The organism is Flavobacterium alkalisoli (assembly GCF_008000935.1).
Taxonomy (GTDB): Bacteria; Bacteroidota; Bacteroidia; order Flavobacteriales; family Flavobacteriaceae; genus Flavobacterium; species Flavobacterium alkalisoli.
The window spans coordinates 3,476,267-3,490,775 of the sequence record NZ_CP042831.1 but is presented as its reverse complement, the minus strand read 5'-3'; the positions used below and the strand labels follow the sequence as shown (position 1 = coordinate 3,490,775).

Sequence of the window (14,509 nt, the reverse complement as noted above, 5' to 3'; positions counted from 1 at the left end):
AAAAGTCGTAATGTTGTAGCCAAAAGTAAACAGCTTGAATCCAGTAAATTATTTAATATAATGTTTTTTTAAAGTCTTCAACTATATGAATTTTTTTTAAAATAAGAACAATGACCTTTGATCTGGCTGGATAATAATTAGGTATTGCTAAAAGCAAATCAATTCTAAAAAATTCAGCATTGGTATAGGATAACTATTTATCAAGTCAGAAGAATTTTATAACATTTAAAACAATAAACATGATTAAATTTCCTGAAGTGGCTCCCGGTATGGGGCCTGTCGTAATGCTTAACCTGGTAAAATTTAAAGACCGCAAAATTTATATGGAAGAATATCTTCCCGCGTTTAATACTGTAACTAAAGAATTGGGCGTCGCAGGGGTAAATGTTAGGTTTCTAGGCGAAGTTGTCGGCAATATAATTGCTGATGAAAGTGATGAGTGGGACGAAGTCCTGCTGGTAGAATATCCCAGTGCGGAAGTATTCAGAAAAATAGCTGAAAGTGAGCTGTACCAAACTATAGCTAATCCTTTACGTATTGCAGGGACAGCCGAAATTAAATTAATTATGACACGCAGCATTGACTGTTAACAGCTATTTTTGCCATATGTCGGAGCTTCTACTTTCCAATTTTGCTTTGCATGTTGTACTATCTCCTGAGGAACAGGAGCAGGTGATCGCTGCAGTACAGCATGATACTGTTTCCAAGCGCAGCGTATTGTTGACCCCTGGTGAGGTCCAGCGCCGTATCTATTTTGTTAACAAAGGCTGCCTTCGGTTATTCCACACCGATAAGGAGGGACAGCAGCATAATTTATGCTTTTACCCTGAGAATTGGTGGGCATGTGATATCGCCAGCTTTTTTAAAAGTAAAAAAGCTACCGTCACTATACAGGCCTTGGAGGATTCAGAAGTGTATTATTTTACACTGCCAAAGCTTGAAGAATTATTTAATTCGATTCCATCACTTGAGCGCTTTTTCCGGATATTGACTCAAAATGGCTTCGACATGCTGCAAAGGCGTTTAACCTCCAGTATGTCCCTAACCGCCGAGCAAAGGTATATTGAATTCAGGAAACATTATCCAGGCCTTGAGCTTCGCATCGATCAAAAGCAGATTGCCAGTTATTTAGGTATCACGGCCGCTTTCCTTAGCATGATGCGCAAAGACAGAAATTTATGATAGAAGGCCTTTTGCCTTCAATAACAGTTTTTAGGCTTTTTTCTTCGTCTGTCAATTCATATTAAGCATTTATCGGATATGCCGGAAATACATTGCAGCAATAAAAAGCTCAGTCTGATTAAGTTTTTAATTTATTGATAAATAAATATTTAATCTTGGTTTGTATCCGGTTGTGGTAACTACTCGGGACATCCAATCCCGCTGTAAAATCTTATATATCTTAGTGTATAATTCTAAATATGTAAGATTATTAAAACAAAAAATCCCTAAATCATATCGATTTAGGGATTTTTGCTTGTGACCTCGACAGGATTCAAACCTGTAACCTTCTGAGCCGTAATCAGATGCGCTATTCAGTTGCGCCACGAGGCCATTTTTGCTTAAAGGCTGTCTGAAATCAGGTGATTGACTAACCTTGTTTGCGGGTGCAAATATAGGGAATATTGATTAACTTGCAAACTCAAACCAATATAAAATTGAAAAAAAATGGCATTGGAGGACTATATACGTGACATTCAGGATTTTCCGAAACCGGGAATCGGTTTTAAAGATATTACGCCGCTTTTGGGTAGTGCCGAGGCGGTAAAAGAATGTATGGGTTTGTTACTTAGTAACTTAAAGGGTAAAAACATAGATAAAGTAGTGGGAGTAGAAAGCAGGGGGTTCTTTTTTGCCACTCTATTGGCCTATGAACTTAATGCAGGGTTTGTTCCGGTAAGGAAGCCTAATAAGTTACCGTATGAGACTATTTCTTCTTCTTACGAACTGGAATATGGTGTAGATACCTTAGAGGTGCACATAGACGGTATACAAAAAGGAGACAGGGTTTTAATACACGATGATGTATTGGCTACAGGCGGAACAGCAGCAGCCGTATGCGAGTTGGTAGAAAAACTGGGAGGTGAAATCGTTCAGTGCAATTTTTTGATGCAGCTGTCATTCCTTAGAGGTAAAGATAAGATAAGCAAATATGATATTTATTCGCCGTTGGTATATTAATCTACTGCGTGGGTAGTAACATAATATTTCCAGGCAATTATAGCTTTTTGTAGCTTTGTGGCTTTGCTTAGGTCAAGTTGTTGTTTGGTATAGTTAGGCAACAACCATTTGTTGAGTTGGGCTAGTAGTTTAAACATGGCATAACTGGTTTTGGTTCTATCAAAGATAAAAAAAGACTGTCTTGATTGACAGTCTTTTAAGTAAATTATAAGAGTTGTAGTTTTAAGGGGTAGAAGTAGCTCTTAACTTTCCGTTAAGTCTCCCTACGTAAATATTAGGTATTGGTTTATCCTTATCCTCATCAGACCAAATCCCTGATATTTTATAACTTCCGTCTGCTTCTTTTAGGGTAAGTGCTATATAAGTAATCTCTCCGTCTGCATTTCTTTTTAAACCTTTCCAGGTCATTATTATTCCGGTTTTTTTAAGTTCTGCTGCATAGGCCTGTAAATCGTAATCATTATTCTCTTTATGTATTATGAATGAAGTATTGTTACTGTATTCATATTTTGTTTCGGTAGGTTTACCATCCTTAGAGTTTACCCATACATGCTCTTCAATAGTATTATCAGGTTTAGTTGTAACCAATATAACGCCTTTTCGCGCTTTTTCACCATACTTTGCTACGTTATCTTCCGTTACCTTGCTAACATCTATTTTCGCAATATTATCTTGGTTAAGACTTTTAATCATTGCCGGAGAAGCCTCCTTACCGTCAATAAGTATTAGGGCTTCATTAGCATTAACTTCGTTACTATTAATCCCGGTTTCTTTTACAATAGTATATTTTCTTATACGTCCTGTTGTATTATCGGTTACCCTTTGTGATATGGATTTATTTATATCATCTGTTGATTTATAAAGTACGGTGTCAACACTATTGCTATAAGTATAAAATTTTCTATTGTTTGAATCGGGCTGAACATCACTACTCTCTGTTGCCGATGATTTTTCGGTAACATTTTTGGTTTTAATAACCGTATTTTTTTGTCCTGTTGCAGGGTCTTCGTGTGTGTCAAAAATTATTTCAGAGTTAGCCGTATATTTGAATTTTTCATCTTCAATCATAACTATACTTTCTCCTTCAGGTCCTTTTTCTACAACGATATAAAAAGGCTTTAGTCCGGCTTTACCATATTCTTCCTGGCTCCATCTCTTAAGGTTAGCCGATTTATCGGCTACAATGGTAATATTATATATCTCTCCCTTGTCGTTACGCTGTACATCCTCAAACTGTATATTTAAATCACATTGTTTATTGATAAAATCAGCCTCCCTTTGCAAAGCCTCATTGCTGAAATCATTTTTAATTTCCACAGCAATCATGTCGCCTTTAATTTCAGGTTTTTCCTTTTGAGGGGTTGTATCACGAGGGATAATTTTTTCCTGGGCAACAGTCCTTATCTGGAAAAGCATTATAAAAGCTGTTAAGGCAGGTAATATTAAGGTATACTTAATAAAGTTTCTCCTTTTGGATTTAGGTGTGTTAAGCATAACGATTCGCTTTTTGATTAATGATTGATAGAAATGATTGGTGATTGCAATACAGTCCTGCTGTAGGGTAAATTTCAGTAAGGTTTTTTGATAGGCTGTAGTATCACTTACTAATTTTGATGTTTCGCTGTCGGCAATAAACTCAAGGTTTTGTGAGATTACTTTTTTATAAAGCCAAGCCAATGGATTAAACCAGAAAACAATACAAAATAGTTGGCCCAAAAGCATATCTGCCGAATGTTTTTGCCTGCTGTGTACTTTTTCATGTTCCAGTATATTTTCCAGCTCTACAAGCTTTAGGACAGATGTGTTAAGCACTATATACTTGAAAAACGAGAACGGAAGTTTTATTGAGGAGTTGTCTACAATTTTATATTGCCCTTCCTGTATTATAGGTTTTCCTTTTATTATGCGCTTTATTTTATAGAGATCCCAAAATAACTTTATTAATAGTACAAGTATTCCGCATAGATAAATAGTTAAGGCTACATAGTACCAGTTTATGGTAAAAGCCTGTTCCTCCTGAGGTATAATAATTGGTGTAACCTCAGATTGTGGCACAGAGTAGGTGATTGCCTCATATATTGTAGATGTGCGCTTAACAATAATTGTTTTTGTATAGAACGCCAGCGGAAGCAGGGCAGAGGTAAACAGTCCGGAAAGTAAAAACCATCTGTTAGCTGTAAAAAAAGTTTCTTTCTTTAAGAGTAACAGGTAAGCTATGTAAAACAAGGCTGTAAGGGTGGATGCTTTTAAAGCATAGATGGTAATGTTTTCCATATGTTTATCTTATTTTAGAGAATGCGGTAATAAGCCGCATTCTCCCGATTGTTATTAACTAACTCTAACAATAACAATTTATTCTTTTTCGCTTCTTATTCTTTCAAGCTCTTTTTCTATTTCCTTGCGACTTTCCATAATATCTTTACGGGCTTCCTCCATTTCCTTCCTCATTTCCTCCATCTGTTTACGCACTTCATCTCTTTCTTTAGCTCTGTCAGAGTTTCTTTCCATTCTTTCTTCGGATCTTTTATCAAGGAGTATTTTTCGTTCTTCCATTCTTTGCTGATCACGTTGAAGCTGTGCCTCACTGCGCTTAATATTCTGAAGGTCTCTTTCCATAAGGATTTTCATTTTGGTTTTGTCAGCCTCACCCATCTCTTCAATATATTTCATCTGCTCTTCTATTCTTTTGGCCATTTCGCCGTCAAGTTGAGCAAGTACCTCAATATCCATCATGCTTACAGGGTCGATGTAAAAATTTTGCATCATGTTCGGGTCCAGCATAACTCCTTTAGGCATTTTTACAACATAGCTTCCGCCTTTTTCTTCTTGTGTTATAATTTCAAGAGCACCTTCTTTAGCTTCTTTACCATATTTCTTTTTGGCATCCTTACCGCTAAGAATATTTAAAGATGCAATGGTTTGTCTGTTAGGTATGGTAACTGCAGTTCCCTTTTGCTGTTTTTTACCGTTAATAATAACAAGTACATCATTATTACCGCTGTTAATTATCTGTAGCCCGTTTTGCATACCCGGTTGCATAAAACCTACTGTAGGTGCCTGCGGGGCAGGAGGTGCTACCGATGACCTTGGCGCCATAGGTGCTATTGGTGCCGGTGGAGCCGGAGGTGCAATAAAGTCTTCCTCATCAAAGTACTCAACATTGTCTGCATACATTTTATATCCATTATTCACGGGTAATGCTGCAAAAACTACAGTACTGGCGTTGTTATCTGTTTTTTCCAGTTCTATTTGGAAAGGATTAATAGCGTTAGTGCCTTTGGTTTGGAAAATCTTTGGTTCGCTGCCGTTATTTACGGTTATTTTAATGCCTGTAATTTCGTTGTTGCTATTGCGGCTAACATCGCTAAAAGTTACAGTGGCATTAAATTCCTTTTCACTAAGCTCTTTAATCTTTTCAAAGTCTTTTTCATTTGAATTTTTGTTGATTTCAAAAGCCATTTTAAATTTTTCCTGGCTTACCTCTTCTACAGCTTTAGAGTTATCCCTTTCCTGTGCCACTACTTTTATCTGGAAAAGATAAATAAAGGCAGTAAGGGCAGGTAATACAAGGGCATACTTCCAGGAATTAAGTTTTCCTGATTGTTTTTTGTTTAACATAACGATTCGTTTTTTGATTAGTGATTGATAAAAATGATTAGTGATTGTAATATATTCCGGCTGAAGTGTAATCTTCAACATAGTTTTCTGATAGGCCGTGGTATCGCTGATTTGCTTAGCAGCATAAGCATCGGCAATAAACTCAAGGTTTTGGGAAATTGATTTTTTATACAGCCAGGCAAACGGATTGAACCAAAAGAAAATGGTAAGCAGTTGGCTAAGCAGCATGTCTGCCGAATGTTTCTGGCCGCTGTGCACCTTTTCATGACAAAGTATACTTTCCAGTTCATGAGGCAGTAAAATAGCCGAGTTGTATACTATATAATTAAAGAATGAAAAAGGAGCCTGTATCTTTTGGGTATCAATAAAGCTGAAACCATCCTGCTTTATGGTTTTTACATCTTTTAATATACGCCTTAGTGATATAAAAGTAATTATAAGTTTTATGGTAAGGAACAGTACTCCGGCTATATAAATACCCAGTAAAATATTGGGCCAGCTTAAAGCAACTGTAGCATCGGCTATACTGGCATCCTGCTGCATTAAAAGTAACTGGCTTACATCTATAACATGTACTTCCTGTGTAGGTTGCGGATCTATCCATACAATCTTTGTAAATACGATGATTGGTAACAGTAACGAGGTAACAATACCTGCAAGTAAAAACCATCGGTTTGATACAAAAAATGTTTCCTTTTTAAGGAATACATAATAGGCAGCAAAAAATACGGCTATTAGGCCGGATGCTTTTACCATATAGATGAAGAACTGTTCCATATTATTTCTTTTTTTCTATCATATCCAGTATTTCACGCAGTTCATCGGCACTTATTTTTTCTTCCTTCGCAAAGAACGATATCATACTCTTATAAGAGTTATTAAAATAACTCTCTATAGCATTGCTCATAAAACCTTTTCTGTATTCTTCTTTAGTTACAACAGGGTAATACTGATGTGTATTGCCATAAGCATTGTGACCTACATACCCTTTCTCTTCCAGATTGCGAATCATTGTGGATACCGTATTGTAGTGAGGCTTATTTTCCTTAACCTCTTTTAGCACATCCTTTACAAAAGCCTTTTCCAGCTTCCATAAAATGTGCATTACTTCTTCTTCCTTGTTTGTTAATTTTTGCATGGCATCTTTAATTATTAATCCAAAGCTAAAACTAATTTTTTAGTTTACAAACTATTTTTATAGTTAAATAACTAAAAAGATAGTTTTTTATTGTACAGGGATGCCAAAAAAGTGGTTGGAAAATTTATGCAGTTTCGTTTTTTAAACGGTTTTTAACCCATAAGGTAGCCGCAGCTGCAAGCAATGCGGCACAGCCCATAAAAAACCAGTTAACATTATATCCGCCATGCTCATGAGAAATTATTGTCATACCGGTTTTAGCACTTAATATATGTGCCATGCTGAATGTCATGGTATAAAGTGCCATATATTTTCCTTCCTGGCCGCGGGGAGCACGGCTAAGCGCAAAGGAGTTGGCAAAAGGAAAACAAAACATTTCACCAAATGTAAGTAATACCACACTTAACAGAAGTATACCTATCCATACATTGATTAATAACACAAAAAAGCTGGCAGCAAAAAACAATGATCCCCAAATTATGATTTTTATTTTAGGGAAATTCTTTCTTTCAAAATAGCCTACAATAGGCATTTCCATAAAAAATACCATAAGCCCGTTAAAAGACATTATAAGCCCGGTATGGAGTTCGGTTAGCCCATAAGCTTCTCTATGATATAAAGGCAGGGTAGTAAACAACTGGAAGAAAACCATAGCTGTTGTAAAACTTGTAAAAAGGAAGATTATAAATGTTGCATCATTCCATACAGATCTCTTTTTTAAAGGTTCTTCTGAAAAAGTTTCCGGTTCTTTACTTTTCTTTTTCTCCTTTACAAGGATATAAAAAATCAGAATGGATATAATACATGAAGCCCCATCTGCCCAAAATAATCCTTTATAGCCAATTCCAGTGATAATTAGTCCGCCTAATGCTGGTCCTGCCGCAAACCCTAAATTTACAGCAAGTCTTACTAATGTAAGTGCACGGGTACGGTTTTCGGGTTTGGCATAAGCTCCAAGAGACACAAACATTGCGGGGCGAAACATATCGGCAATAACCATAATGCCAAACATGGCAAAACATAGCCCTTCAAATGAAGTGACAAACTGCAGCCCGAAAAATAATATTCCTGTTGAAAAAAGGCTAAAGACCATTACCTTATAAAATCCTATTTTATCAGACAGTTTTCCGCCAATCCATGAACCTGCCATAGAACCGCATCCAAAGCTTACTAATATCCATCCTACCTGATCGTAGCTAAAGTGCAGGTCTTCCTTTAAGTATTTAGACAGGAAGGGTAGTACCATTGTGCCGGCACGGTTAATAAAGGTAATAAGAGTAAGTATCCATATCTCCCTGGAGAAGCCCCTGAAGTTATTGATGTAGCGCGTGAATGCCTGAGAAAACATTTTAAAAGGATGGTTTACAGCAAAGATACGAAGGAAGAAGGGCTTAATATTAACTACCGGTAAAAAATATTTTAACGAATTGGTTACTTTTGCATGAACCTTAAAATAACTAAATGAAAAACATACTTACGGCAGGTGTTTTACTGTTGTCTTTTATGACAGGGGCACAGGAATGCTCTAAAGAAAACAGCCTTGCCTATCAAAAGGAGCTTAACAGCCAATATGCCAATCCGGAGGAATCGCCATTAAAGAAGGAAGATTTAAAAACGTTTAAGGCTCTCGATTTTTATCCTGTAGATATGGAATATTGCGTAACTGCAAAGCTGATAAAAACTCCTGACGAGAAACCATTTTATATGGCTACCACAACCAGCAGAAAGCCACGTTACAGAAAATTCGGGGAGCTTATTTTTACCCTTAAAGGGAAGGAATACAAACTGGATGTTTTTCAGAGTGTTGATATGATGAAGATAGAGGAATATAAAAACAGTCTGTTTTTACCTTTTACCGATCTTACATCAGGCAACGGAAGTTATGGGGGAGGAAGATATATTGACCTTAAAATCCCTGTAGGTAATACCATACAAATAGATTTTAATACGGCTTATAATCCTTATTGTGCCTATAATCACGATTATTCATGCCCTATACCACCGGAGCAGAATGATATACTGGTAGAAATTAAGGCTGGGGTAAAAGAATATAAAAAGCATTAAAAAAACAAAAGCCGCATCATAATAGATACGGCTTCCAACCTAAACATAATCAGACCAAACTAATTAAGCTAAAATTAAAGACTCATGTACAGCAGTTTCTTTTTCTTTTTCAATGTTTAATAGTATAAAAGACCTTTCGCCTTTGTTTTGGCTTTGCAGGGTCTTTAGGTTTTCCAGGGAAATGTTACCTGTTATATAACCAGACTCATTATTTACATACGATTCCTCTATAGTGTCAAAATATTCTTTAAGGCTTTCGGCCTCTTCTTTTGTATGGCGCAGGAATACTTTTAGGCTTACCTGGTTAGAAAGAACCAAGTCTTCCTGCTGGTATATTTTTTTGTATTCGTAACGGTAATCATAACTCAATGCAGATATATCTGATAGTACTGCCGAAGCTGTAGGATGTGCACCCGCACCGCGGCCTACAAAAAAGTGAGTATCGGCAAAGCTTGTTTTTGTAATAATTCCGTTAAATACATCATCTACGGTAAACAGGCGGTCTTCGTTACCCACGAACTTAGGAATAACAAAAGCGGATAGGTTTCCGTTTGCCCCTTTAAAGGCCTGTGCTACCAGTTTGATTTTTAGCCCTTTTTCGCGGGCATACTTAAGCTCCAGTCCGCCTATGTTGTCAATTCCTATGTTAAAGATATCTGTAGGGTTTGCAATGTAGCCAAAAGAGTGTGCTAATAATATTAGCAGCTTATATTTGGCATCAAAACCACCTGTGTCAAGAATAGGGTTACTTTCTGCAAAACCTTTATCCTGTGCCTGTTTTAAGGCTTCCTCATAAGAAAGGTTCTCGGCAAAGGTTTTGGTAAGTATATAATTGGTAGAGCCGTTTACAATACCTTCTATAGATTCTAAAAGATCGTTGTCATAATACTCTTCCAGATTACGTATTATAGGCATACTGGCACAACAGGCTGCTTCATATAACAATGGTACATTGTATTCACGCTGTAGTTCCAGCAATTCGGTAAAATGTTCGGCAACCATCTTTTTGTTGGCAGAAACTACTGCTTTCCCTTTTTTAAGGGCAGCCGATACAATTTCAAATGCAGCATCGGCATCATCAATAAGTTCTACAACAACATTTATATCATCGTCGTTAAGGATGTCGTTTTTATCAAACGTAAAGTTTTCGGCACCTATTTCGCGTGCTTTGTTTTTATCCTTAACACAAATGTTTTTAATGTTTGCCTTTAGTCCGGGAGTTTTATCAAGTACTTCATATAATCCGAAGCCTACACACCCAAAACCGAATAATCCTATATTTAATTTTTTTCTTGACATTTTTATACTCTTCTTTTTTCTGGTTTAATTAAGCTGTTACAGCAGTTTTATCAGCATTTGCCTTTACAGCAGCCTCAATGGCCTGTTTTAGGTCGGCAATAAGGTCATCAGCATCTTCAAGTCCAACAGACAGGCGAATTAAGCTGTCGGTTACACCCGAACCGTATCTTTTTTCGGCAGGGATAGATTTGTGAGTCATTTCACAAGGCAGGCAGCAAAGGCTTTTTACTCCTCCAAGGCTTTCTGCCAGTTTGAAAAGTTTAGTCCCCGAAACAATTTGTGAGGCCAGTTGCTTATCGTCAATTACAAGATCAAACGCTATAACTCCGCCAAAGTATTTTTGTTGGCTTTTAGCAATCTCATGATTGTGGTGAGACGGAAGCCCCGGATAGTAAACATTTTTAACCAGTTTCTCTTCCAGTAGATATTCGGCAATTTTTTGAGCGTTTTCAGCATGTTGTTTTACCCTAAGGTTTAATGTTTCTATACCACGGATAACCAACCAGCTGTCAAAAGGACCTAGTATAGCTCCCGAAGCATTTTGGATAAATTTGATTTTTTCGCTTAGTTCAGGAGTTGAGGTTATTACAAGACCTGCAATAAGGTCGCTGTGTCCTGCAATGTATTTTGTAGCACTGTGGATGATAATATCAGCTCCAAAGTCTATAGGTTTTTGAGAAACCGGAGAAGCAAAAGTGTTGTCTACGCAAAGAAGTATGTTATGTTGGCGGGCGGTTTTTGCAATAGTACGGATATCGGATACTTTAAGGGTCGGGTTAGTAGGCGATTCAATCCATATAAGTTTTGTCTTGTCGGTTACTGCATCCGCAACGTTTTGTGCGTTAGTAGAGTCTACATAGTTTATTTTAATACCAAACTTTTGGTAAACGTGTGTAAATAAACGGAAAGCTCCACCGTAAATATCATCCACTGCAATAATCTCATCACCTGCTTCAAGTAGTTTAACTACTGCATCAATAGCTGCAAGTCCGCTGGCAAAAGCAAAACCGGCATGCCCGTTTTCAAGTTTGGCAATGCAGTCTTCAAGAACTTTGCGGGTTGGGTTGTTACTGCGTGAGTAATCAAAACCTTTGTGTACACCCGGTGCATCCTGTACAAAAGTTGATGTTTGGTAAATAGGGGTAGAGATAGAACCTGTTAGCGGGTCAATCGGTAAGCTGTTAAGAATTAGAGTCTGCTCTTTCATTTTTTTTGATGTTTAGAATATTTGACATTTTTTCAGATTCTGTAAAAAAACATTCTAAACCAGTCTATCGGAAAGGGCATAAAACAAAAATGCCTTTCCGATAAGTCAGAAAGGCACATAATATATTTGAAGTATTATCTACGTATTTCTAAACTTATCTTTCCATGCTATGCATGGTTGAATGTGGCACCTTATTCAGTTTTACCTGAACAGGTTGCCAAGACGTCATAGGGTCAAATCCCTCGGTCTTTCTGGATAAGAATTATTTTCTAAAGAACTTGCTGCAAAGTTAATGGACAAACTTTTAAATTTCCAAATAAAAATTTATTTATTTTTTAAAGTGTTGATTTTTAGTATTTTAAAAATTTTGTTTTCAGAGCTTTAAGCCGATTGCATTTGGGAAAGGGTGATAAAAATGATAGCACAGAGTGCCATAAAAAGCCCCAAATAATTTAATCGGGTCATTTTTTCCCTAAAGACAAATATGCCGGCAAGCGATCCCAAAACAATAACTCCCATGTTCATTCCGGCAAAAACAACAGACGGATCTTTTGCAAATTCCTTGTGCGCATAAAGGTAAAAAAGGATATTACAGAAGTTAAAAATTCCCACAAGCGCACCAAAGGCAAAATTGAAGAGACAGAATTTTTCTTTTTTCACAATCAGTTCATAAATAACATATAGCCATGCTATTACCAGTGCTCCACAAAAAATAACAAAAAGAGAAGTGGTAAAAGGTAATGATGTCTGCAATGCAATATTTTTAAATAGTACATCTACTGTACCAAAGCCGAAAAGCACTATAGCCGGGTATAACCATTTGTTTTCGGTATTGTTGTCCTTTTTTGAAAGGATTAATGCAATAGCAGGAAAGCCTATAGCCAGGCCTATTATTTTATAAACAGAAAATGATTCCTCAAACAAAAAATAGGCAGCAATAACCGGTATAAACAAAGATAAGCGCTGTGCAGCATCGGTCTTTACGATACCCATATGTTTAATGGATAAAGCGAGAAATACAAACACCGAAGGCAAAAGGATGGATAGCGGGATGTAAAGTTCCCAGGGAGCATCGTTGGTTACGGTTTGCAGATCGGGCTTAAAAAAAAGATAGCAAAGTACAATGGCAAAAATATAATTCCAGGCTACTATCTGGCTGATGTTTGCAGTATACTTTTTTGATGTTTTAAAAATAACACCTACAGTTACACTACATATAATACTTAAAATAAGATATAACATTATAAAACCGGTTTGCGCAAAAGTAATATCTTTTAGTTACTTGCAGGCATCTTTTGTATATTTGATTCCTACTAGGTAATAGTGTTGTAAATAAACCAAAAACACCTACAGGGCGTATATTTAGTTACAGGTCAATAAAAAAATTAAAATGAAAAAGCAGTTATTTATACTGTTCCTTATATTATCAGCAAATTGCTATGCACAGGAGGATGCCTGGGTTTACTTTAATGATAAACCCGATGCCGAGTATTATCTGGCAAATCCGCTTGAAATGTTATCGCAACGTGCTTTAGACAGAAGGACCAATCAGGGCATTGCACTTGATGAGCTGGATGTGCCTATTCATGAGGATTATGTTTCTCAAACCGATGCCGCTAGCGGTATTACGGTTATTGCAAAATCCAAATGGCTTAATGCGGTACATGTACGCGGAACAATTGAGGATATTTCGGCACTGACTTCACTTAGTTTTGTACAAAGTATTGAATTTGCAGATAAAACCATAAACACTCCCGGCAGGCCTGCTGTTTCGGCAAGAACAAGTACAGTAAATAATAAACTGGATGTTCAGGAGAATTATGATTATGGCATGAGTACTTCCCAGATAGACATGCTTAACGGGCAGGTACTACACCAGCAGGATTATACAGGGGAGGGAATGATAATAGCTGTTATGGACTCCGGATTCCCGGGAGTTGATACGGCACAGCCCTTTCAAAACCTTTTTGACAACAATCTTATTTTAGGGGGGTATAATTTTGTAGATGGCAGTAATGATATTTATACAGCCGATAATCATGGTACTTATGTGCTATCTACAATGGGGGGCTTTGTAGAGGGAGCTCTTGTAGGTACTGCACCTAATGCTTCTTACTACCTGTTTATTACCGAGGATACAAGTAGTGAAAACCCTGTAGAGGAATCATATTGGGTTGAGGCAGCCGAAGTAGCCGATAGCCTTGGGGTAGATGTAATAAACACATCATTAGGCTACTATAACTATGATAATCCTAACTATAATTATCCGTATGAATCGGTTAACGGGCAAACTGCATTTATGACCCGCGGTGCTGATATAGCTTTTAGCCGTGGTATGATAGTAGTGATTTCGGCAGGAAACAATGGTAACAATGCCGACCCGTATATAGAAATACCTGCCGATGCCTTTAATGTACTTACGGTAGGCTCTGTAAGCTATGATGAGGCACGCTCTTATTTTAGTAGTATAGGACCAACAGGTGACGGGCGCATAAAACCCGATGTTATGGCGCAGGGATCGGCGGCTATTTTTGCTAAGCCAGACGGTACAATAACCTTTGGTAACGGAACTTCTTTTTCCAGTCCTATAACTGCCGGACTGGTAACCTGCCTCTGGCAGGCATTTCCTGAAAAGACAAATACTGAAATTATGGATTTGGTAAAGGGCTCAGCCGACAGGTTTACAAATCCCGATTTTGAATACGGTTATGGTATTCCGGACTTTGCCTTTGCTTTAAATGAGCTTACCGTTAAGGAGGTAGCCAAAACAGATTTTATTTTATACCCTAATCCTGCAAATGATGTTATAAATATTGCTTTTCCGGATGATTTCGGGCAGGCATCAATAACTATTTATAACAGTTTAGGGCAGGTTGTGATTAATGAAACTATCACTGAAGAAAGCTTTTTGTCAATTAAAGAACTAACTAAAGGAATTTATAGTTATATAATTCAGTCTGAAAATAAAACCAAATCGGGAAAACTAATCAAAGAATAATATA

The 14,509-nt window shown here is 37.1% G+C and carries 13 protein-coding genes, 1 tRNA gene and 1 riboswitch; of the genes, 5 read left to right on the top strand and 9 right to left on the bottom strand.

The window, feature by feature from the left end:
* Window positions 1-239 precede the first annotated feature (239 nt).
* Window positions 240-590, top strand: a complete 351-nt coding sequence (locus tag FUA48_RS15705) for a DUF1330 domain-containing protein (protein WP_147584406.1) — start codon at window positions 240-242, stop codon at window positions 588-590.
* 16 nt (window positions 591-606) lie between these two features.
* Window positions 607-1,182: a Crp/Fnr family transcriptional regulator gene (locus tag FUA48_RS15700; protein ID WP_147584404.1), complete on the top strand. Its 576-nt coding sequence runs from the start codon at window positions 607-609 to the stop codon at window positions 1,180-1,182.
* Window positions 1,183-1,480: 298 nt separating this feature from the next.
* On the opposite strand, the gene FUA48_RS15695 is transcribed toward FUA48_RS15700, so the two are convergent.
* A tRNA-Arg gene (locus tag FUA48_RS15695) sits at window positions 1,481-1,554 on the bottom strand.
* A 114-nt stretch (window positions 1,555-1,668) separates the two neighbouring features.
* On the opposite strand from FUA48_RS15695, the gene FUA48_RS15690 reads away from it, so the two are divergent.
* Window positions 1,669-2,181, top strand: a complete 513-nt coding sequence (locus FUA48_RS15690) for an adenine phosphoribosyltransferase (protein WP_147584402.1) — start codon at window positions 1,669-1,671, stop codon at window positions 2,179-2,181.
* Here the strand turns inward: FUA48_RS15690 and FUA48_RS15685 are convergent.
* The 5 genes from FUA48_RS15685 to FUA48_RS15665 form a co-directional block, all read right to left on the bottom strand.
* On the bottom strand, window positions 2,178-2,318 hold the full coding sequence (locus FUA48_RS15685; protein ID WP_147584401.1) for an SsrA-binding protein: 141 nt from the start codon (window positions 2,316-2,318) through the stop codon (window positions 2,178-2,180). The two genes, FUA48_RS15690 and FUA48_RS15685, sit on opposite strands and share 4 nt — an antisense overlap.
* 85 nt (window positions 2,319-2,403) lie before the next feature.
* Window positions 2,404-4,455 carry a M56 family metallopeptidase gene (locus tag FUA48_RS15680; protein WP_147584400.1) on the bottom strand — a complete coding sequence of 684 codons (2,052 nt, stop codon included), beginning with the start codon at window positions 4,453-4,455 and terminating at the stop codon, window positions 2,404-2,406.
* A gap of 78 nt (window positions 4,456-4,533) precedes the next feature.
* Window positions 4,534-6,576, bottom strand: a complete 2,043-nt coding sequence (locus tag FUA48_RS15675) for a M56 family metallopeptidase (protein ID WP_147584399.1) — start codon at window positions 6,574-6,576, stop codon at window positions 4,534-4,536.
* Window position 6,577: 1 nt separating this feature from the next.
* A complete protein-coding gene (locus FUA48_RS15670) occupies window positions 6,578-6,937 on the bottom strand; it encodes a BlaI/MecI/CopY family transcriptional regulator (protein ID WP_129751085.1) in 360 nt (119 codons plus the stop codon).
* Window positions 6,938-7,061: 124 nt separating this feature from the next.
* A complete protein-coding gene (locus tag FUA48_RS15665; protein ID WP_147584398.1) occupies window positions 7,062-8,285 on the bottom strand; it encodes an MFS transporter in 1,224 nt (407 codons plus the stop codon).
* Between the two features lie 113 nt (window positions 8,286-8,398).
* Between FUA48_RS15665 and FUA48_RS15660 the strand changes: the two genes are divergently transcribed.
* The gene (locus FUA48_RS15660) at window positions 8,399-9,001 is read left to right on the top strand and encodes a DUF1684 domain-containing protein (protein ID WP_147584397.1); all 603 of its coding nucleotides are present in this window, start codon (window positions 8,399-8,401) and stop codon (window positions 8,999-9,001) included.
* Window positions 9,002-9,064: 63 nt separating this feature from the next.
* Here the strand turns inward: FUA48_RS15660 and FUA48_RS15655 are convergent, their stop codons facing one another.
* From FUA48_RS15655 to FUA48_RS15645, 3 genes are all read right to left on the bottom strand, one after another.
* The gene (locus FUA48_RS15655; RefSeq protein ID WP_147584396.1) at window positions 9,065-10,300 is read right to left on the bottom strand and encodes a homoserine dehydrogenase; all 1,236 of its coding nucleotides are present in this window, start codon (window positions 10,298-10,300) and stop codon (window positions 9,065-9,067) included.
* Window positions 10,301-10,328: 28 nt separating this feature from the next.
* Window positions 10,329-11,507, bottom strand: a complete 1,179-nt coding sequence (locus tag FUA48_RS15650; protein WP_147584395.1) for a trans-sulfuration enzyme family protein — start codon at window positions 11,505-11,507, stop codon at window positions 10,329-10,331.
* A 151-nt stretch (window positions 11,508-11,658) separates the two neighbouring features.
* A riboswitch (SAM riboswitch) is annotated at window positions 11,659-11,769 on the bottom strand.
* Window positions 11,770-11,888: 119 nt separating this feature from the next.
* Window positions 11,889-12,749 carry an EamA family transporter gene (locus tag FUA48_RS15645; protein ID WP_147584394.1) on the bottom strand — a complete coding sequence of 287 codons (861 nt, stop codon included), beginning with the start codon at window positions 12,747-12,749 and terminating at the stop codon, window positions 11,889-11,891.
* A gap of 148 nt (window positions 12,750-12,897) precedes the next feature.
* Here FUA48_RS15645 and FUA48_RS15640 point away from each other — a divergent pair, with 148 nt between their 5' ends.
* Entirely contained in the window at window positions 12,898-14,505 is a 1,608-nt protein-coding gene (locus FUA48_RS15640) for a S8 family serine peptidase (protein ID WP_147584393.1), read from the top strand.
* Window positions 14,506-14,509 lie beyond the last annotated feature (4 nt).